Annotated in this window: 23 protein-coding genes; 11 read left to right on the forward strand and 12 right to left on the reverse strand. The window is 68.4% G+C overall.

The genetic code is table 11. The annotated features are described in order from the left end of the window. The 3 genes from I53_RS12875 to I53_RS12885 all read left to right on the forward strand — a co-directional run. Window positions 1-490, forward strand: a 490-nt coding sequence (locus I53_RS12875; protein ID WP_043351293.1) for a sigma 54 modulation/S30EA ribosomal C-terminal domain-containing protein, incomplete at its 5' end; no start/stop codon positions are given. Between the two features lie 143 nt (window positions 491-633). After that, window positions 634-1,101 carry a PTS IIA-like nitrogen regulatory protein PtsN gene (gene ptsN / locus I53_RS12880; protein ID WP_043351295.1) on the forward strand — a complete coding sequence of 156 codons (468 nt, stop codon included), beginning with the start codon at window positions 634-636 and terminating at the stop codon, window positions 1,099-1,101. A gap of 2 nt (window positions 1,102-1,103) precedes the next feature. Next, the gene (locus tag I53_RS12885; protein ID WP_043351297.1) at window positions 1,104-1,430 is read left to right on the forward strand and encodes a hypothetical protein; all 327 of its coding nucleotides are present in this window, start codon (window positions 1,104-1,106) and stop codon (window positions 1,428-1,430) included. A 103-nt stretch (window positions 1,431-1,533) separates the two neighbouring features. On the opposite strand, the gene I53_RS12890 is transcribed toward I53_RS12885, so the two are convergent. The 3 genes from I53_RS12890 to ftsE form a co-directional block, all read right to left on the reverse strand. After that, window positions 1,534-2,310: a YdcF family protein gene (locus I53_RS12890; RefSeq protein WP_043351299.1), complete on the reverse strand. Its 777-nt coding sequence runs from the start codon at window positions 2,308-2,310 to the stop codon at window positions 1,534-1,536. Between the two features lie 152 nt (window positions 2,311-2,462). Then, complete coding sequence (locus I53_RS12895; protein WP_043351301.1) at window positions 2,463-3,431, reverse strand: ABC transporter permease; 969 nt, start codon at window positions 3,429-3,431, stop codon at window positions 2,463-2,465. Further along, the gene (gene ftsE / locus I53_RS12900) at window positions 3,428-4,120 is read right to left on the reverse strand and encodes a cell division ATP-binding protein FtsE (RefSeq protein ID WP_043351304.1); all 693 of its coding nucleotides are present in this window, start codon (window positions 4,118-4,120) and stop codon (window positions 3,428-3,430) included. The genes I53_RS12895 and ftsE overlap by 4 nt, the downstream gene beginning before the upstream one ends. A 182-nt stretch (window positions 4,121-4,302) precedes the next feature. Here ftsE and I53_RS12905 point away from each other — a divergent pair, with 182 nt between their 5' ends. Next, on the forward strand, window positions 4,303-5,070 hold the full coding sequence (locus tag I53_RS12905) for a zinc-ribbon domain-containing protein (RefSeq protein ID WP_043351306.1): 768 nt from the start codon (window positions 4,303-4,305) through the stop codon (window positions 5,068-5,070). Window positions 5,071-5,223: 153 nt separating this feature from the next. After that, window positions 5,224-6,174, forward strand: coding sequence for a helix-turn-helix domain-containing protein (locus I53_RS12910; RefSeq protein WP_043351308.1), 951 nt, complete (start codon window positions 5,224-5,226; stop codon window positions 6,172-6,174). 5 nt (window positions 6,175-6,179) lie between these two features. On the opposite strand, the gene I53_RS12915 is transcribed toward I53_RS12910, so the two are convergent. The 3 genes from I53_RS12915 to I53_RS12925 form a co-directional block, all read right to left on the reverse strand. Continuing rightward, window positions 6,180-7,307 carry a glycosyltransferase gene (locus I53_RS12915; RefSeq protein WP_306307436.1) on the reverse strand — a complete coding sequence of 376 codons (1,128 nt, stop codon included), beginning with the start codon at window positions 7,305-7,307 and terminating at the stop codon, window positions 6,180-6,182. Between the two features lie 148 nt (window positions 7,308-7,455). Next, entirely contained in the window at window positions 7,456-7,863 is a 408-nt protein-coding gene (locus I53_RS12920; RefSeq protein WP_043351310.1) for a thioredoxin family protein, read from the reverse strand. Between the two features lie 122 nt (window positions 7,864-7,985). After that, complete coding sequence (locus I53_RS12925) at window positions 7,986-8,300, reverse strand: hypothetical protein (protein WP_043351311.1); 315 nt, start codon at window positions 8,298-8,300, stop codon at window positions 7,986-7,988. 263 nt (window positions 8,301-8,563) lie between these two features. Between I53_RS12925 and I53_RS12930 the strand changes: the two genes are divergently transcribed. Together I53_RS12930 and I53_RS12935 are read left to right on the forward strand one after the other, a co-directional pair. Further along, the gene (locus tag I53_RS12930; RefSeq protein ID WP_043351313.1) at window positions 8,564-9,238 is read left to right on the forward strand and encodes a TetR/AcrR family transcriptional regulator; all 675 of its coding nucleotides are present in this window, start codon (window positions 8,564-8,566) and stop codon (window positions 9,236-9,238) included. 57 nt (window positions 9,239-9,295) lie between these two features. Continuing rightward, complete coding sequence (locus I53_RS12935; protein WP_043351315.1) at window positions 9,296-9,757, forward strand: DUF2852 domain-containing protein; 462 nt, start codon at window positions 9,296-9,298, stop codon at window positions 9,755-9,757. Window positions 9,758-9,842: 85 nt separating this feature from the next. On the opposite strand, the gene I53_RS12940 is transcribed toward I53_RS12935, so the two are convergent. Then, window positions 9,843-11,534: a methyl-accepting chemotaxis protein gene (locus I53_RS12940; protein WP_043351317.1), complete on the reverse strand. Its 1,692-nt coding sequence runs from the start codon at window positions 11,532-11,534 to the stop codon at window positions 9,843-9,845. 523 nt (window positions 11,535-12,057) lie between these two features. Here I53_RS12940 and upp point away from each other — a divergent pair. The 4 genes from upp to I53_RS12960 all read left to right on the forward strand — a co-directional run bounded on the left by upp (window position 12,058) and on the right by I53_RS12960 (window position 15,679). Continuing rightward, a complete protein-coding gene (gene upp, locus I53_RS12945; RefSeq protein WP_043351319.1) occupies window positions 12,058-12,693 on the forward strand; it encodes a uracil phosphoribosyltransferase in 636 nt (211 codons plus the stop codon). Between the two features lie 177 nt (window positions 12,694-12,870). Continuing rightward, window positions 12,871-14,112: an ABC transporter substrate-binding protein gene (locus tag I53_RS12950; RefSeq protein ID WP_043351321.1), complete on the forward strand. Its 1,242-nt coding sequence runs from the start codon at window positions 12,871-12,873 to the stop codon at window positions 14,110-14,112. Window positions 14,113-14,244: 132 nt separating this feature from the next. Beyond that, on the forward strand, window positions 14,245-15,258 hold the full coding sequence (locus I53_RS12955) for an NAD(P)H-quinone oxidoreductase (RefSeq protein ID WP_043351323.1): 1,014 nt from the start codon (window positions 14,245-14,247) through the stop codon (window positions 15,256-15,258). Between the two features lie 115 nt (window positions 15,259-15,373). Further along, window positions 15,374-15,679, forward strand: coding sequence for a hypothetical protein (locus tag I53_RS12960; protein WP_043351325.1), 306 nt, complete (start codon window positions 15,374-15,376; stop codon window positions 15,677-15,679). A gap of 45 nt (window positions 15,680-15,724) precedes the next feature. On the opposite strand, the gene I53_RS12965 is transcribed toward I53_RS12960, so the two are convergent. The 5 genes from I53_RS12965 to I53_RS31235 form a co-directional block, all read right to left on the reverse strand. Then, window positions 15,725-16,606, reverse strand: a complete 882-nt coding sequence (locus I53_RS12965; protein WP_043351327.1) for a 3-hydroxybutyryl-CoA dehydrogenase — start codon at window positions 16,604-16,606, stop codon at window positions 15,725-15,727. A 183-nt stretch (window positions 16,607-16,789) separates the two neighbouring features. Beyond that, complete coding sequence (locus tag I53_RS12970; protein WP_043351329.1) at window positions 16,790-17,743, reverse strand: electron transfer flavoprotein subunit alpha/FixB family protein; 954 nt, start codon at window positions 17,741-17,743, stop codon at window positions 16,790-16,792. Between the two features lie 67 nt (window positions 17,744-17,810). Next, the gene (locus I53_RS12975; RefSeq protein ID WP_043351331.1) at window positions 17,811-18,560 is read right to left on the reverse strand and encodes an electron transfer flavoprotein subunit beta/FixA family protein; all 750 of its coding nucleotides are present in this window, start codon (window positions 18,558-18,560) and stop codon (window positions 17,811-17,813) included. A gap of 169 nt (window positions 18,561-18,729) precedes the next feature. Then, entirely contained in the window at window positions 18,730-19,302 is a 573-nt protein-coding gene (locus tag I53_RS12980; RefSeq protein WP_043351333.1) for a cob(I)yrinic acid a,c-diamide adenosyltransferase, read from the reverse strand. Window positions 19,303-19,314: 12 nt separating this feature from the next. Further along, window positions 19,315-19,472 (reverse strand): acyloxyacyl hydrolase (locus I53_RS31235; protein ID WP_148291130.1); only part of this gene is annotated, 158 nt, incomplete at its 5' end.

Genomic DNA, 19,472 nt, shown 5'->3' on the forward strand with positions numbered 1-19,472 from the left:
CACATGCCGATTCCTGCACGGCCATGTCACGCTCCGGCGTGACGGCACCGCCTTCCGGACGGATTGCGTGCTGCACCTCGTGTCCGGCCTCACGATCGAGGCGAACGGCTTCGCCCACGATGCCCGGGCGAGTTTCGAGCAGACCGCCGAGCGCCTGGAGACGCGGCTGCGCCGCTACAAGCACAAGCTCAAGCAGCACGCCACCGGACCGGGGGACGACGCGGCGATCGAGGCCGCCTATGCGGTGTTCGCTGCCCCGCCGGAGGAGGACGACGAGGACGCCGTCGAGGGTGACGCCCATCCGCCGATCGTCGCCGAAAGCACCAAGACCCTCCAGCGCCGCACCATCGGCGAGGCCGTGACGGCCCTGGACATGACGGGATCCCCGGTGGTCGTGTTCGTCCACGCTGGCACCGGACGCGTCAACGTCGTATATCGGCGCAGCGACGGAGCGATCGGCTGGGTGGACCCACCGAGCGCCGCCGAGTGACGCGATAGGTCGGGAGAAGCGGAGCCGGAACCGGCTGGTTTCCCCACCTATTGATCCAGCAGGGGCGCGGCCGGAACGGTCGACGACGCCCCTGCGACGAGGCCCGCTTCCTCGCGAACGGGTGACGGGGCAACGGTCGTTCGATGCCAGTTCTGGAATTTCTCGACCCCGAGTCGGTCGTGCCGGCCCTGCGCGCCCGCGCCAAGAAGCAGGTGCTGCAGGATCTCGCCGCGCAGGCGGCGCGGCGCCTGCCGGCGCTCGGCGAGCGGCCCGTCTTCGACACCCTTCTCCAGCGCGAGCGGCTCGGATCGACCGGCATCGGTGATGGGGTGGCGATTCCCCACGGCAAGCTGCCCGGACTCGATCGGCTCTTCGGGCTGTTCGCCCGATTCGACCGCCCGGTGGATTTCGACGCCCTCGACGGCCAGCCGGTGGATATCGCCTTTCTGCTCCTCGCGCCCGAAGGGGCAGGGGCCGATCACCTGAAGGCGCTCGCGCAGGTTGCCCGCATTCTCCGCGAGCCGGGCATGCTCACGCATATCCGCGCCGCTCGGGATGCCGGTGCCCTCTACGCCCTTCTGACGCGCTCGACGGCACCGCAGGCGGCCTGATGATGCCGATCTTTCGGACCACCGCCGCTCTGGCCTTCGCGGCCATCGCCTCGACCGCCGCCGCGGCGCAGGGAGAGACGACCTGCGCCCGCGATGTCCTGGTGGCGCAGTCCATGCAGCGCCAAGCCCTCGACCAGCTCGAGCAGGCCGACGGTGACGACGCCAAGAACTGCCGCATCTGGCGCCGTCACGTGGAGACGATGCGCCGCGTGGCGAGTGTGTACGGGCGCTGCCTGTCGGGCACCGAGCGCAGCGAGCGCCTCGCCCAGGTTCAGGGATCGGACCGGGAATTCTCGGCGGCCATCAAGGCACGCTGCAAGGGTCCGTAGACCGCTGCCGAGCGCCGCTGATCCGGACGGTCACGCGCGGTGATCCACGATGGCCTGGGGCCGAACTGTCGGCTCCGACGGGACGGCGCATCTGGGGGCGAGGTCAGTCCACGCCGCGCATCATCAGCGGCTCGGCCACCATCTTCACCGGCTTGCCCCGCCCGATAAGGATCGCGGCGCGCGAGCGCTCGGGGTCCGCCTCGAAGCGCGTACGGACCCAGCTGACCAGAAATTTCATATATTCGGAGGCCAGAAGGCGCGCGGCAGGCGGGTCGTGCCACCAGCGGTCGGCGTCGAATGCCTCCGTCACGACGGGATGCGGCAGGACGCGGTCGCTGTCCTGCAGAGCATGATCGAGTTCGATCAGCGTCCGCGGCATGTGATAATTCGAGGTGACGACCGCGACGGTGCTGAAGCGGTGCGCCCGCATCCAGCGCCGGGTTTCGATCGCGTTCCCGATCGTGTTGCGCGCCCGGTAGTCGAGATCGACACAGCAGGCGATGAGCGCGCGCTGGGTCGGGTTCAGGCGGGCGATCTCGTCGCGGCTGGTCCGCTCGTTGACGCCGGTGATGAGAAGCCGCCGGCCGTAGCCTCCGGCCAGCAGGTCGATCGCATCGCCGATCCGCTGCGCACCGCCGGTCAGCGCCACGATTCCGTCGGCCCGATCAGACGGCGCACGCTCGTGTCGCGCCAGCGCGCCGACGAAGATCAGGAATCCCGCAAACAATGCCAGCGCGCCCAAACCCGCGCCGAGGCTGCAGGTCCACAGCGCGATCCGCCGCCGGCGGCGCGGGCGCACGACGGCGCGGGGCGGGTAATCCCACACGTGCCAAGCCCAGCCGACGGGGTCGGTCATGAGCGGATCCGATGCGCGCAGCATACGCGTGGTCATCCTCCGGAAGATCGGAGCCGATTGCGGCAACCCGGAGGCCGGCGCCGTCAGCCGTATCAACACCGCGATGATAAAGTTTCCAGATGGTAAACGTGCTATCGAGACTCCCTATTTCCACCTGAACGCGACGTCGCACGCCCTCACGCCAAGAACCGCCGGACGGTCACGCGCGAGACGATGCCGGTGACCAGAGACGCGATCACGCCGATCAGGAGCACGCTGGCATAGCCGCGCACGCCGATATGGAATGCGCCGAACAGAGCCTCGACCTCCTGGCCGGCCGGTCCAGACCGGGCGGCCCTGGCCAGGAGGCCGGCGATGACGAAGGCGACGAGAGCCAGTCCGGCCCCGATCGCGCCACCCCGCAGGCCCAGGCCGAAGAAGCGCCGCTGAAATGCCCGGGCGATGTAGTCGTCGTCGGCACCGACGAAGTGGAGAACCTCCACGACCTCGCGGTTGCTCGCCATGGCGCCGCGGGTCGCGAAGGTCACGGCGAGCCCGGTGGCGATCAGAACGAGCAGCACGAGTCCGATCCCGATCCCCACGAAGGCGTTGGCGGCGGTCGAGAGCCGCTGCAGCCAGAGGGCGTGGTCATCCAGGCTGGCCACACCCGGCAGAGCCTCGACGAGCCTAGTTCGCAGGCGCTTCAGATCCGCAACCTGGCCGCTCGCGAGCTTGAGGGCGATGAGCCGCGGGACCGGGAGGTCCGAGAGGTCGAGCCCGGTCCCGAGCCACGGCTCGAGGAGGCGCTCGGCCTCGGCCTTGCTGAAGACCCGCGTCTCCGCGATCCCCGGTTCGGCCTTGGCGATGCCGTCGGCGCGGGACACGTCGGCATCGACGTCGCGGCCGGGACCCGGCCGGACCTGGATGGTGACCTCCCGGGCCACATCGCCCTGCCATTGGGCTGCATTCGTCGCGACCATCTCGGCGGCCCCAGCGCAGAGCCCCGCCAGGAAGGTCAGGATCGCGATGACGGCCGCCAACGAGCGGCCGGCCGCCGTGTCGGTGGGGACCAGCGGCGCGTTGCGACGCAGGTTGGCCGGCATCGACGGGTCGGGCGGCACGGCCGATCCGCCGGGCTTCGTCCGCGGGATCGCTTGCGTGCTCATTCCTCGATCCGCAGCCGGCCTTCACCCAGGACCATCCGGCGGGCGTCGACGGCGTCCATGATGCCGAAATCGTGGGTGGCGATGATGACCGAGGTCCCGAGCTTGTTCAGTTCGAGGAAGAGTCGAAGCAGCCGTCGCCCGAGGCCCGGATCGACGTTGCCGGTGGGCTCGTCGGCGAGCAGCAGGTCGGGCCGCGCGATCAGCGCCCGGGCGATCGCGGCGCGCTGCTTCTCGCCGCCCGAGAGCAGCGGGGGAAGGGCGTGCATGCGCTCGCCGAGGCCGACCCAGCGCAGCAGCTCCACCACCTCGGCCCGATAACTGGCCTCGGCCCGGCCCTGGACGCGCAGGGGCAGGGCCACGTTCTCGTAGGTGGTGAGGTGGTCGAGGAGCCGGAAATCCTGGAACACCACGCCCATGCGCCGCCGGAGATTGGTCAACGCCTTGGCTGAGATCCCGCTGACCTCCTCGCCGAAGATCGAGACGAGGCCGCGGGTCGGACGCACCGACAGCAGAATGAGGCGCAGCAGCGTCGTCTTCCCGGCTCCGGAGGGACCGGTGAGAAACTGGAAGGAGCGCGGCGCGATGCGGAAGCTCACGTCGGACAGCACTTCCGGCCCGAGCCCGTAGCGCATGCCGACATTCTCGAACTGCACCACCGGCCGCTCAGCGCCGGGCAGCAGGCTTTTCATGCTCGCCTGTAGGTTCAAGGCCGTGCCGTGTCTCGTCTGTCCATGCCTCGGGAATCGCCGGACGGGCGGGCGTTTTCAAGGCCTCCTGAGTTTCACCGCCGCTTAACCCTGTTCAGCGACACTTCCTCAAGCACTTTTAATTTCCGCCCCGGCTGCGGCCGATCGATGCGAGTATGCGGCGTATGCTGATCGCCTGCCCGAGCTGCGCGAGCGAATATCGCATCGATGCCAGCAAGGTCGGCATGGAGGGCCGTTCGGTCCGCTGTGCCGCCTGTCGCGAGACGTGGTTCATCACGCCGGCCGATGTTCTCGCCGGCCATGAGGCGGAACTCGCCGCGCGTGCCGAGGCCGATCCGCTCGCCGACGCCGCGTGGGAGGAGGCGACGGCCTCGGTTCGAACGGCGGCCGACGTCCCAGCTCCCACCGTCCCGCGAAAGGCCCGGCGTCCGAAATCCGCCGGGAAGGGCCGTCGCGCGATTCCAGGCCTGTCGCCGTCCCTGGCCTTCGGTCTGGTGCTCCTCGCTTCACTGCCGCTCGCCTGCCTTGCCCGGACGAGCGTGGTCAAAGCCGCGCCGCAGACCGCCTCCTTGTTCGCACGCGTCGGCCTGCCCGTGAACATCCGAGGCATCGAGATCCGCGACGTGGTGGCCTTCACCAACCCTGCCGAGGACGGCCATCCTGCGGAACTGGTGGTGGAAGGCGACCTCGTCGGCGTTGCCCGTAAGGACGCTGCGGTCGCGCCGCTGAGCGTTGACATTCGCGACGCCGGTGGCCGGACGATCCGCACCTTCTCGGTTGCGCCGCCACGGGCGGTCCTCGCCGCAACCGAGACCGCCCGTTTCCGTGCGAGCCTGTCGGCACCACCGTCCGATGGCCGCGCGATCCTGGTGCGTTTCGCCGATGCGTCGGGCGCCCGGCCGGACGCGCGGGTGGCAGCGTCCGAGCGTTGATCGCTCCCGGCGTCGCTCCGCGGCGAGACCATTCGGCTTATCGGCGTGATCTATTTAAGGTTGCGCCGCGACCTCAGATCTGCAATTTGCTTCGTTGAGGTTCCAACGCGCGAAGGCGCGCAGGCTGTTGTTGGCGCCCGGGGCAGACCCGCTTTGAGTGTCCGCGAGACGGTTCCCATCGTCATCCAGACGACCGACACGGTCGAGCAGAAGCGCGCCTTCGATTACTGGCGCAGCACAGCTTTGGCCCGGGTGGACGCGACGATGCTCGCGCCCGATGTGCCGTTCACGGCGGGCCGCAGGCTCGCGGTCTCCACGCACGGCGTGGTCCTGCACACCCTCAGCGGTCCGATCGGGGTCGAGCGCACGGCGCAACATGTGCGCCAGGACGGGCGCGACGACATCGCGATCGCGTTTCTCGTTCAGGGGGGCGGCTTCGTCGAGCAGGGTAACAGCGGCGCCCTGCTGAGCGCCGGCGACATCACGGTCCATGCCATGGATCAACCGTTCGCGATCGGCAGCCGCGACGCCTATGAGGAGATCCGCCTACAGGTGCCCCGTGCCGCCTTCCTGGCGCAAGTGGGCAACGTGCCGGCCTTTGTCGGGCGCAAGCTCCGGGCCACGCCGCTCAGCGGCCTGTTCGCGACCTATCTTCGGTCGTTCTCGGAGACGGTCGGCGGCATGACGGAGGCGGAGGCCGGCATCGCGCTGGAGGGCGTGTTGCATCTTCTGCGCGCGCTCGCCGACGGTCAGGGCGACCAGGGGGACAACGATCTCTCCGGCGAAGCCGTCCGGTCTCTGGCCCTCGCCCATATCGAGCGCCGGCTGCACGATCCCGCCTTCGGGCCCGAATCGCTTCCGGCCGCCCTGCGGGTCTCGCGCAGCCGGCTCTACGCGGCCTTCACGGGCGACGAGGGCGTGGCGGCAAAGATCCGCGACGCGCGTCTCGACCGCGCCTACCGGCGGCTGCGGTCGCGTACGAGCGGAACCCGGATCGGATCCGTGATGGCCAATTGCGGCTTCACCGATGCGGCCGCCTTCAGCCGCGCCTTCCGCCGCCGGTTCGGCATGGCCCCACGGGACGTCTTGGAAGGCCGTTTCTGAGGATATCAGATCCGGCTGCCCCGCGGATCCGCGACCGGCCGGCCGGAGGCCGCTGAACCCGCGATCCGCCGCGCGAAGCCCAGGAGGCCGAAACCGAGGCGGAGTGCGGCGACGCCGAGCCGCGCGATCCGGATCTGGCCGGGCAGCTGCCGCGGACCGATCGGACGATAGGCGAGATGCGGGCTGAGCCGCTCAGCCTCGGCGATGGCCTGGCCAAGGGGGAGGGAAGCGATCCGCCGCGCTTCCACGGGAGCGATCCCGATGGCCCGCGCCCAGGCCTCGTTCCGGGCGAGCAGCCCGTGATCGTGCATCCGACGGAACCGCCGGCGCCAGGCGTAGCGCCGCACGGCGCGCGGGAAGGTCTCCATCCGGGCGTCGCAGAGCGCGTCGGGCTCCTCGCAACGGGAGCGGATGGTGTCGGCGACACCGCCCGGAGCCCGCCCGGCGAGTCGCGCCGAGATGGTCACGCACACATCGGTGGCGTGACGGACCCGCAAGCCGTGTTCGAGCAGGCGCGCGATGAAGGCACCGTCCTCCCCGAGGGGGATCTCGGGCATGCCGCCGACCGCAAGGTAGGCGCTCCGGGTCACCGCCAGGGTCGCCCCGATCGCTGTCCGATGACACGGCCAGGGATCGTGCGGGTCGGGGTCGATCCGCGCCTCGGCCTCGGTGATGAGGGCGTCGTAGAGATCCTCCAGGCGCCCGCGGGCAGGGAGCGAGGGCGGCAGCAGCGCCGCCTCCGCGGCATCGAGCTCGACCCGGCCCGCCACCGCGTCGGCCCCCGCCCGGATCGCCGCGCGATTACGGGCGACCCAATTGGGCGGGACCCGGCTGTCGGCGTCGGTGGACAGGATGATCCCCGCATTCCCCGCATCACCCAGCCAGGCGGCGGCGGCATCCATCGCCCTGCGCCGGGCCCAGCCGGCATGGGCGCCGGAAAAATTCTCGCTCAGCACCCGGACCGGGATCGACAGCGTCGGCACCAGGGCCGACACGAGGGCCTCCGTACCGTCCGTGCAGTTGTTCAGGAACAGCACCAGCCCGAGGCGGCCGGGTTCCAGACCCTCCTGGGCGTCGATCGCCTTCAGGCAGGCGGCGATCCGCTCCTCCTCGTTTCGCACGGGTACGGCCACGATCGCATCGGGACACGGATCGTCTGACAGGAGGGCGCTCGACACCGGTGAAGTTCTCCGCCGGACCCGTCGCGCGGGCCCGCATCGGGCTTATGTCGGAGCTTCCCTGAACGGGACCGGACAGGCCGGCCTCGCAGGACGCGGCCGATCACAGGGTCTTCTCCACGAGGCCCTCGATCCATTCCGGCTGAGTCTCGCCGACCGAGCGTCCGACCTCGGTCGTTCCCTTGTAGGCGATCAGCGTGCTCTGCATCCGGACGTTCAGGCGCCTCAGCAGATCCTTCTGGCTGTCGAAGTCGATGTCGAAGATCTGGAGGTCCTTGAAGCGCGGCTCGGCCGCGAGCTTCGCGAGGATCGGCTTCTGCGTGCGGCAGATCGGGCACCAGGGGGCGCTGACCGCGACCAGGACCGGCTTTCCGGCTTTCTGCGCAGCCTCGAAGGCCGCATCCGAGAACGGGAGCGTCTCGGCCGCCCTGGCCGGGGCCGGCCTTCCGAGCAGGATGGGGCAGGTGAGGGCGAGGCCGGCCAGCGCGAGGACGTGACGGCGGTTCTTCATGGCGTGCTTTCCTCCCGGCCTGCTGATGGACCGGATTGCGGTGTTTGAGGAATGCTACGCCGCGCGCCCGGGCGCGTCGCGAGATCCCGGGCGGCCCGAAGATCGAAAGCGCCCGCGCACGATCACATTGTCGAGACGCCGGTCGACGGCGCTCCGGACGACCGGTCTTCCTCGGCCAGCGCCGCGATGTCGTCGGCATCCACCGCGTCGATGGGGCGCCGGATCCGCAACGCCCGCGTGGGCGCGCCGGCGCGCATCACCAGCACGATGGTCTCCATGTCGGGACAGCCTGGATCGGTGCAGGCGATCTCGTTCACCGCCAGGGTATCGTCCTCCCCGAGGCGCAGGGCCAACCGCAGGTCCTGCTTCAGGCGCGACGCGATCTCGGCACGCTCCGCCGAGCGGGCGCGCCACGCCTTGAGGCTTACAAAGGCCATGCGCGATGCTCGTCGTCCTGCACTGGAAGCCCCGCCATTCGCCGCCGTCCGGGGGGATCGTCGATCCCTCTGGATTTTCCGATGTAATAGTGTTGCATGCTCGGGAGGTGGTCAAGCGTGGTGCGGGGCGGCCCGAAACAACCGTCGCGTTCGGCCGTCATACCGAAGGGCAGGCCCGGAGACACAGTCTCTGGCGGCCTTGGACTCGACAGCGGCGCTGGGGTCCTATGAGGTGCAACAGGCGCGCGAAGGATGATGAGATCTTGCGACCCTGGCGGGACGGGCCGGACGACCGGCGCAGCTACCATCACGGCAATCTGAAGGAGGCCCTCCTGGAGGCCGCGCGCCGGTTCATCGCCGAGCGCGGAATCGGCGGCTTCACCCTGGTGGAAGCCGCGCGCCTCGTCGGCGTCACCCCGGCCGCGCTGTACCGCCATTTTCGGGGCCGGGAGGCGCTTCTGGAGGAGCTGGCCGGGCGCGGTTTCGCGGAACTCGCCGCCCGTCTGGCGCGGGCCTTGACGTCGCGCGGGACGCCGTTGGAGCGGTTCACGCGGATGGGTGAGACCTATCTCGCCTTCGCGGAAGAAGAGCCGGCCTACTATGCGGCGATCTTCGAGACGCGCGGCTTCCCCACCGGCGGCGCCGACCTCGACACGGCGGCCAGCGATGCGGTGGCGTCGCGGCCGAGCCCGTTCGATCTCTTGGTCGAGGCGCTGCAGGCGACGTTCTCGGACGGATTCGGGGGCGTGGCACCCCGCTTCATCGCCCTGGAGGTGTGGGCCTTGGCCCACGGCCTCGCGACCCTGTCGGCCGCCGGACATCTGCCGCGCGGACCGGGATTTCCGGACAAGTACGAGTTGCTGCGGGGCGGGGTCCTGGCGCTCGTCCACGGAGCCTCCCGACAGACCGAGCGCGAGGGCGGTCTCGGACGACCTTGAAAGGCACCTCCGGGACCCGCATGTTAACCGCGTTCACATGAACAGCGGAGCACAGCCGTGACCTCTCAAACCTCTTCACCCTGGGCGACCGGCAAGCTCTGCCGGACTGGCCCGTTCCCGCGCCGGTCGCTGGAGATTGGCGCAATCGTCGTCGGTTTCATCTACTGGTGGCCGGTCGGCCTCGCGCTGGTGGCCTGGAAGCTTGCGGGTTATCCGGCCTTCGCGGAAATGCGCGACGCGGCGCGGCGCGCGGCTTCCGAGTTCGAGGGGGGACGCCCCGCCTCGCGCTTCGCCCGGGCGTTCGAGGCCGCCAACCGACGCGACAGCAGCGGCAATGCCGCCTTCGACGCGTACCGTCGCACCGAGCTCGACCGTCTTGAGGCGCAGCGGCGTGCCCTCGAGGAAGAGAGCCGCGCCTTCTCCGAGTTCGTGGAGGAGCTGAAGCGCGCCCGGGATCGTGAGCAGTTCGATGCCTTCATGGCCAAGCGCCGGGCCGAGGGCGGGGATCGCTCCGTCTGATCCTGCATCTGTGGGCGTCCGGGCTCAGGGGCCCGGACGCGCCGTCCCGGTGGTTCAAGCGCCGGCGTGACGCCTATCCGACGGTTCAGGCCGCGCGGACGGTTTCCAGGAACCGTGCCACTTCGGCGTTCAGGTGCTCGGATCGCTCCGAGAGCCGCGACGCTTCGACCAGAACCTGACCGGCCGCCGCGCCGGTCTTTTCGGCTGCATCGGCGACGCTGACGATGTTGCTGGTCACCTCGCTCGTGCCGGCCGCGGCTTGGCCGACGTTGCGAACGATCTCGTGGGTGGCGGCGCCCTGCTGCTCCACGGCGGCGGCGATCGAGGTCGCGACCCCGTTGATCTCGCGGATCCGCGCCGTGATGGCGCCGATAGCCGATACGGCCTCCCCCGTCGAAGCCTGCACCCGCGTGATCTGACTCGAGATCTCCTCCGTGGCGCGGGCGGTCTGCTCGGCCAGTGCCTTGACCTCCGTGGCGACGACAGCAAAGCCGCGTCCGGCGACACCCGCCCGGGCCGCCTCGATCGTGGCGTTCAACGCCAGAAGGTTGGTCTGGCCGGCGATGGTCGAGATCAAACCGACGATGTCGCCGATCCGCGACACGGCCTCGCTCAACTTCTGGACAAGCGCACCGGTCTGATCCGCCTCGTCGACGGCACCCCGCGCCAAGTTGGCCGAGCCATCGACCTGCCGGCCGATCTCCTGCACGGAGGTGCCGAGTTCCTCGGCGGCCGCCGCGACGGTGCTGACGTTGCTCGCCGCCTGCTCGGCCGCTGCAGCGACCGTCGTGGATTGCTCGGCGGTCACCGCCGCAGTGGCCGTCATGGACCGGGCCGTGGTCTGCAGCCCGATGGCCGAGGCCGAGACCTCCGCGATGATTCCGCCGACGGTCTCCGCGAAGCGATCGGCGAGCTGGCGCATCCCGAGCCTGCGCTGGGCCTCCGCATGCCGTCGCGCTGCCTCCGCTTCGGCCTCGAGCTGATGGGTGCGGAGCAGATTGTCCTTGAACACCTGGACCGCCGCCGCCATGGCGCCGATCTCGTCGCGCCGGTGCTTGAACGGGATGTCCGCGCGAGCGTCGCCCTCGGCCAATTTGGTCATCGCACCCGTCATCGCGGCGATCGGGCGCGAAACATGACGCAGGCCGAAGATCGCCGCGCCCAGAGCCGACACGAGGGCAAGGGCGATTCCTACATATGCGGCCACCGACGCGGTGTTGACCCTGGCCATCGCGGTATCGGCGTTCCGGGCCGCGGCCTCCTCGTCATGGGTCACCAGACGCGCGAGGGCCGCACGGGCGGTATCGTACATGCCGACGACGTCGGGGTTTACCAGGAGGGCGCGGGCCTCCCGTTCCTGGCCCGATTCGAGCAGGCGAAGCGCCTCGTGATCCGCTTGCTCGAATCGGCTCCATGAGGCCGTGAAGGCATCGTAGAGCTTCCGTTCCTCAGCTGTGCTGATCAGGGGCTCGTAGGCGCGACGGGCTCGCAGCAACTGGGCGTGCGTCTCCGCGAGGTTGGCCGCGTTGGTCATCCGATGCTGAGGCGTGTCCGACAGCATGATGAGGCGGTATTGCTTGATGCGCACCTCGGATGCCGCCATCTCGATGGCGCCCACTTTCTCCAGCGAGGGGATCCAGTTTCCGGCAAGGGTCGTCGCCGCTTCACCGATGTCGCTGAGCTGATGCAGGGACAGGCCACCCTGAGCCGCCGATATCAGTGCGAGCCCTCCGAAGAGGATTCCAAGCATTGCTGTGATTGACGTGGTCAGACGCATAAACGGGGCCGATCGGATCGGAGGATCGAAGGGTCGCATCGGAAGAAAGGATGCTCGTGATCCGATTTAGAGCTTTAATTAATCTGAGCAAGTCACGGCTATGGCGTGCAAGCTAAAACAAAACCCTGCAATATGGCACAAGATATTATTTTACTATCGTCGCATGTATTGTAAATGTAGCGATTTTACTATTATACATTGGATTATAATCCGCTGGCGTATTGATCTAAAAATGAATGGCCATGATAAAAGATCTGTTATGAGGGCCGGCGGCCGCGATTTTTAAGCCCCATGATCCGCGGCTTTCAACCCGGCACTCGTTGGATAGGCATTCCGCGGCTCGCCTGAGTGTTCCGATCGCCGCGGCGACCGGTCGCCCGCGCCGAACTTGTCTTTGCGCCGCGCGCTCCGCAGTGCCTCCGAGCGCCCTCGACACATGGGCCGTCGCCGGGCCGCAGCGTCGAGTTGCGCCTCGGCGCGGGCTCCGGCATTGATCCTCCCTTACTGATGGAGGGGGGGGCGAATGCCGACGGGTCGGGTCACCGTGGTCGATCACCCGCTTGTGCAACACAAGCTGACGCATCTTCGTGACAAGAACCGCTCGACCAAGGGTTTCCGTCAGATCCTGAACGAAATCGGCATGCTCCTCGCCTACGAGGTGACGCGCGACCTGCCGCTGGAACCGGTGACGATCGAGACGCCGCTCCAGCCGATGGAGGGACGCCAGATCCAGGGCAAGAAGCTGGTCCTGGCGCCGATCCTGCGGGCCGGGGTCGGCTTCCTCGATGGTATGCTGTCGCTGGTTCCGTCGGCCCGCGTCGCCCATATCGGGCTGTACCGGGATCCCGAGACGCTGGAGGCGGTCGAATACTATTTCAAGGCGCCGTCCGATCTCGCCGACAGGACCGTTCTGGTCCTCGATCCGATGTTGGCGACGGCCAATTCGGCCATCGCGGCCCTCGACCGGCTCAAGGCGCGTGGTGCCTCCGATCTGCGCTTCGTCTGCCTGCTGGCGGCTCCGGAGGGCCTCGCCAAGTTCCAGGCCGCCCATCCCGACGTGCCGGTCTGGACCGCGGCGATCGACAGCCATCTGAACGACCACGGCTATATCGTCCCCGGCCTCGGCGATGCCGGCGACCGGATGTACGGCACCCGGTAGAATCCAAACTCAGCCGTCGTCGCGGTCGGATCGCGATTTCAGATGTGCGCGCGGCAGACGGATCATCTGTCACCGCTTTCCGTATCTGCACATTGTATTCACGCGCCTGAATAGAGCACAATCCTGCCTCGGATCCGATGCGGCGCCAAAAGCCGCACGGGCCGCAGGAGGAAGCCCATGCCGATGGAACGCAGCGTTTCGAGTCGTGTCCTGGCCCTGCTCGCAGTGGCCGGATTGCTGGGGTCGACGCAGGCACGCGCCGCCGACCCGATCCGGATCGGGGTCATCGCCGAGGCGCAGTCGGTCGTCGGCGCCTCGATCCCGCAGGCCGTCCAGCTCGCCGCCGACGAGATCAACGCCAAGGGCGGGATCGACGGGCGCCAGATCCAGATCGTCAGTTACGACGACAAGTCGTCCGCCTCCGACGCGGTCCGGGCCTTCCAGCGGGCGGTCTCCGAGGACAAGGTTAATCTCGTCATCGCCAGCTACATCTCCGAGGTGGTGCTGGCACTGATGCCCTGGGCGGCGCGGCTCAAGACGCCGATGATCACGCCCGGTGCCGCCTCCAACGAGATCAGCCTCGCGATCCACAAGGACTACGCGCGCAACAAGTACACCTTCCACGGCTACCTCACCTCGGCGGCCCTGGCGCAGTCGATCTGCGATTCTACGAAGGACATGCTGATCGATCTGATGAAGGTGAAGACGGCCGCGATCATGAGCGAGGACGCGGCTTGGACCCGTCCCCTCGATGTCGGTTACGAGAAGTGCCTGCCCGAGATCGGTGTGAAGGTCGTCGACCATATCCGCTTCTCGCCGGACACGGGGGACTTCACACCGATCTACAACAAGATCGAGGCGGCCAAGCCCGACCTGATCGTCACCGGCATCTCGCATGTCGGCGTGCAGCCGACCGTGCAATGGCAGAACCAGCAGGTTCCCCTCGCCATGACGGGGATGAACTCGCAGGCGACCTCCTCGACCTTCTGGGCGAACACCAACGGCGCCACGCAGGGCGTGATCTTCCAGAGCATCGCGGTGCCGGGCGCGGCGATCACCGACAAGTCGCTCGCCTTCAGCGACGCGTTCAAGAAGCGCTTCGGCAGCGATCCGTCCTACGCAGGCTACATGGCCTACGATCAGGTCTATTACGCGGCGGATGCGGTGAAGCGCGCCGGCTCGACCGAGGCCGACAAGCTCGTCGAGGCCCTGGAGAAGACCGACTGGGTCGGAACCGTGGGGCGGACGCAGTTCTACGGCAAGGACGACCCGTTCACGCACTCGATCAAATACGGTCCCGGCTTCGTCACCGGACTGATGGCGCAGTGGCAGGACGGCAAGCAGGTCGCGGTCTGGCCGAAGAGCCTGGCGCAGGGCGCGATCGTCTTGCCGGCGGCGGTCAAGGCGGCCGCCCGCTAGCTTGCCGTTCGGACCGGCAACGGATGCGTGCGGCGCCTTCGGCTTGCCAAGCGCGCCCGTTGCCGCAAGTAGAGCCGTACCGCGTCGGCGTGAGCGCGGCTGAGATCACGTGCGCGCAAAGGATTATCGTTGATGGCCAGCACCGACCTGCCCGGGACCATGCGTCAGATCCGCTTCGCGGGTTCCGGGGGCCCGGAGGTGATCAGCGTCGAGACCGCCCCCGTGCCGCATGCGGGACCCGGACAGGTCCTGATCGAAGTGGTGGCGGCCGGCGTGAACCGCCCCGATGTCGCGCAGCGCGCGGGGGTCTATCCGCCGCCGCCCGGCGCCACCGAGATTCCCGGCCTCGAAGTCGCCGGTCGTGTGGTCGCGATCGGGAGCGAGGTCACGGGTCTGTCGCTCGGCGATGAGGTCTGCGCCCTGGTGATCAGCGGCGGCTATGCGGAGTATGCGGTGGCCGAGGCGGCCCATTGTCTGCCGCGTCCGAAGGCGGTCTCGCTCGTCGATGCCGGCGGCCTGCCGGAGACCTTCTTCACGGTCTATTCGAACGTCGTCCAGCGCGGACGGCTCGCGCCCGGCGAGAGCTTCCTCGTGCATGGCGGATCGAGCGGCATCGGTGCCACGGCGATCCAGATCGCCAAGCATGTCGGCGCGCGGGTCTTCGCCACGGCGGGCTCGGCCGAGAAGTGCCGGTTTTGCGAAGATCTGGGGGCGGATGCCGCGATCAACTACAAGGAGGCGGACTTCGCCGAGGAGGTGAAGCGCCTCACCGACGGACGTGGCGTCGACGTGATCCTCGATATGATCGGTGCAAGCTATCTGGCCCGGAACCTGAAGTCGCTGGCTCCGGACGGCCGGCTCGTGATGATTGCCCTGATGGGCGGCTACAAGGTCGATGGCCTGAACATCACGCCGATCATGCGCAACCGCCTGACCTTTACCGGCTCGACGCTCCGGCCGCGCGGGAAGGCCGACAAGGCAGCGATCGCCGAGGGGCTGCGCCGGGATATCTGGCCCGAGCTCGATGCCGGGCGCATCCGGTCCGTCACCCATGCCACGTTCCCGCTGGAGCAGGCGCGGGAGGCGCACGAACTCATGGAGTCGAGCGCGCATCTCGGCAAGATCCTTCTGACGACCGGGCGGTGACACCGCGATCCGGCAGGAACCTGCCTCGGCGGCCCCGCGTTGGCGGCCGGTAACGAGATCGTGTCGCACAGCGCCCGTTTCGGCGTGTGGCGTCCCGCCGAGGAAGGTTCTGCAGATGGTCGAGAGATTGAATCCCAACGAGAGCCGTCAGGGCGAGCGCGGCAAACCGATGCTCTGGGTCCTGGTGGGGAGCCTCGTTCTGCTGGCGATCGCCACCGTGGGTCTCCTCACATGGAACGGCGCCAATTCGCCGAAGGATTACGCCAGCCAGAGCCAGGACGCGTCCCGCAAGGAGGTGACGGGTTCGGTGAACGGGCAGTCGGGCGCCGCGTCGCCGACCAACAGCACGGGCGTGCCGGGCGGCAACCCGTCCTATCCGCAGCCCGCGCAACCGGGGGCCAACGGCAACGCGCCGAAATAACACCAACCCGGGACGGCTTCTCCAACCGTCCCGCGGCCTGACGGCTCAGCGGGTCGGGATCGGCGTCGGCCCGCGGTAATCGTAGAACCCGCGCTTGGCCTTACGGCCGAGCCAGCCGGCCTCGACATACTTCACGAGCAGAGGGCACGGGCGGTATTTCGAATCCGCCAAGCCTTCGTAGAGCACCTGCATGACCGACAGGCAGGTGTCGAGACCGATGAAGTCCGCGAGCTGAAGCGGGCCCATCGGATGGTTCGCGCCCAGCCTCATGGCCGTGTCGATCGATTCGACCGATCCGACACCCTCGTAGAGCGTGTAGATCGCCTCGTTGATCATCGGCAGCAGGATGCGGTTGACGATGAAGGCCGGAAAATCCTCCGACATCGTCGAAGTCTTGCCGAGCTTGGCGATGAACGCCTTGGCGGATTCGTAGGTCGTATCCTCGGTGGCGATGCCCCGGATCAGCTCGACGAGCTGCATCACCGGCACCGGATTCATGAAGTGGATACCGATGAACTTCTCCGGCCGGTCCGTCGCCGCCGCCAGACGGGTTATGGAGATCGACGACGTGTTCGTCGCTACGAATGTCTCCGGACGCAGCGATCCGCACAGGCTGCTGAAGATCTCGCGCTTCGTGGCCTCGTTCTCGGTCGCAGCTTCGATCACGAGGTCGCACGGCTCAAGGGCGGCGAAGTCCCGGGCGGATACGATCCGCGACCGAACCTGAGCGCTGTCCTCCTCCGACAGCGTGCCTTTCGAAACGAGGCGGCCCAGGCTGCCCTCGATGACCGTCAGACCATTCTCGAGCCGGGCGGGATCGCGATCGTTCAGCAGGACGTCGAGGCCGGCGGTGGCGCAGACCTGCGCGATGCCGCTTCCCATCTGACCTGCGCCGATGATGCCGACCCGCTTGATCTCCATATGCATGTGCCGACCTGTGCCCCCAATGCGGATGCCGATACACGGCCGCCCGGTTCGACCGAGGGCACGAGCGCGACGGCACCGCGCGAAGTCTCGCCGTCGCAGCGTTCTAGACCAATCTTCGATCCGGAAGGAACCCGCGAATCCGCCTTCGGCGACAATACTCGCGGGGTGCCAGATTCCGTTCCGTTATTGACCCTTGGCTTTGCCGATCTCGGATTGCAGCTCCGGCACGACCTGAAAGAGATCGCCCACGAGCCCGTAATCGGCCACCTGGAAGATCGGTGCGTCCTCATCCTTGTTGATGGCGACGATGACCTTCGAGTCCTTCATGCCGGCGAGGTGCTGGATCGCCCCCGAGATGCCCACCGCGACGTAGAGGTCCGGCGCCACGACCTTGCCGGTCTGCCCCACCTGCCAGTCGTTCGGCGCGTAGCCCGCATCGACGGCGGCCCGAGAGGCGCCGACGGCGGCTCCGAGCGAGTCGGCCAGCGGCTCGATCAGCTCGTGGAACTTCTCGGACGAGCCGAGCGAGCGCCCGCCGGACACGATGATCCGCGCCGAGGCCAGCTCCGGGCGATCCGACTTGGCGATCTCCTCGCCCTTGAAGGTCGAGCCGCCGGCCTCGGGCGCGCCCGCCGACACGGCCTCGACGGGGGCGGCCGCGCCACCCTCGGCCGCAGCCTTGAAGGCGGCCGTCCGCACGGTGATCACCTTCTTGCCCGCCGGCGCCTGAACGGTCTGGATCGCGTTGCCGGCATAGATCGGCCGATCGAACGTGTCGGGCGCAACCACCTTGATGATGTCGGAGACCTGCGCGACGTCGAGCAGGGCCGCCACCCGGGGCAGCACGTTCTTGCCGGTCGTCGAAGCCGAGGCGATGATCGTGTCGTAGGGCTCGGCAATCGACGCGATCAGCGCCGCGACCGGCTCGGCGAGATCGTGGTCGTAGACGCCGTCCTCGGCGTTCAGGACCTTCTCGACTCCGTCGAGCTTGGCCGCCGCCGCGGCCACGGCCTGCGATCCCGAACCCAGGACCAGAGCGTGGATCGGGGCGCCGATCTCCTTGGCGGCCGAGAGCGCCTTCAGCGTCCCGTCCTTGATCTGACCGTTGCCGTGCTCGACGAAAAGGAGTGTCGTCATGGTCTGCTGGTGCCCTTGAGGGTTGTGGCGCGGGGCTCGACCGTGGCTCGGGAGCCCCGCCTGCGGATCAGATGACGCCGGCTTCGACCTTGAGCTTCTGCACCAGCTCGGCCGCGGAGCCGACCTTGACGCCGGCCGAGCGGCCCGGCGGCTCGGCGGTCTTCAGCACCGTGAGCCGCGGCGTCACGTCGACGCCGAGCGCGTCGGGCGTCAGCTCCTCCAGCGGCTTCTTCTTCGCTTTCATGATGTTCGGCAGCGACGCGTAGCGCGGCTCGTTGAGGCGCAGATCCGTCGTCACGATGGCCGGCAGCCTGAGGCTGACGGTCTGCAGGCCGCCGTCGACCTCGCGGGTCACGTCGAGGCTGCCCTCGCCCGGCTCGATCTTGTACGCGAAGGTGCCCTGCGGCCAGCCGAGCAGCGCACCGAGCATCTGCCCGGTCTGGTTCGAGTCGTCGTCGATCGCCTGCTTGCCGAGGATGACGAGCTGCGGGCTCTCCTTCTCGACGACGGCCTTCAGAAGCTTCGCCACCGCCAGCGGCTCGCAGGTCACGTCCGTCTTGACCAGGATGGCACGGTCGGCGCCCATGGCCAGCGCGGTGCGCAGCGTCTCCTGCGCCTGCTGCGGGCCGATCGACACCGCCACGATCTCGGTGACCGTGCCCTTCTCCTTGAGCCGGATCGCCTCCTCGACGGCGATCTCGTCGAAGGGATTCATCGACATCTTCACGTTGGCGAGCTCGACCCCGGAGCCGTCGGCCTTCACGCGTATCTTGACGTTGTAGTCAACAACCCGCTTGACGGGCACCAGCACCTTCATGGCGGTCACGATCCTTCCCCGGAGGATTCTTGTCGTCGTGCAGGCCACTTCCACGGCGCGCAAGGCGCAGCGTGGCGGGGGCACGCAAGGCGCGCGGACCGTAACGGCCACATTTCCGCCTTGTCAACGCGGCGCCGTGGCGGCCCGGCGAAAACCCCTCGGCCCGGGCTCAACGATTGGCGCCGGGCACCCAGAGCACGTCGTCGGCGCCGTCGGCATTGGCGGCCCGGCTCGCCACGAACAGGAAGTCGGAGAGGCGGTTGAGGTAGCGCAGCGCCTCCGGCGACACCGTCTCGTCCTCCCGGGCGGCGAGGCTGACCGCCAGGCGCTCGGCGCGGCGGCAGACGGTTCGGGCGAGGTGCAGGGCCGCCGCGGCCGGCGATCCACCGGGGAGCACGAAGGATTTCAGTGGTGGGATCGCCTCGTTCAGGCCGTCGATGTCGCGCTCCAGCCGCTCGACCTGGCTCGCGACGATCCGCAGCGGCTCGTAGGGGAGGGGCTCCGGGCTCGGCGGCGTCGCGAGGTCGGCCCCGAGGTCGAACAGGTCGTTCTGGATCGCCCCGAGCATCTGGTCGAGCGGCCCCTGCGTGTGCAGGCGCGCCAGTCCGATGCAGGCATTGGTCTCGTCGACGGTCCCGTAGGTCTCGACCCGCAGATCCGCCTTCGAGCGACGCTGTCCGTCCGCCAGGGCGGTCGTGCCCTTGTCGCCGGTCCTCGTGTAGATGCGGTTGAGCTTGACCAAGGGTTTGATGCCTCAGAACGTGTAGCCGATCTTGCCGCCCGTATTCGTCAGGCCGCGATTATTCGCGCAGAGCCCGGCATTCGACATGTGCTCGATCGTCGCCATGATGCTCCAATGTTCCGTGATACGGAAGCCGAGAGCCGCCGCCTCGCGGAACATGGGTGAGCACC

Source organism: Methylobacterium sp. B1, from assembly GCF_000333255.1.
Taxonomy (GTDB): Bacteria; Pseudomonadota; Alphaproteobacteria; order Rhizobiales; family Beijerinckiaceae; genus Methylobacterium; species Methylobacterium fujisawaense.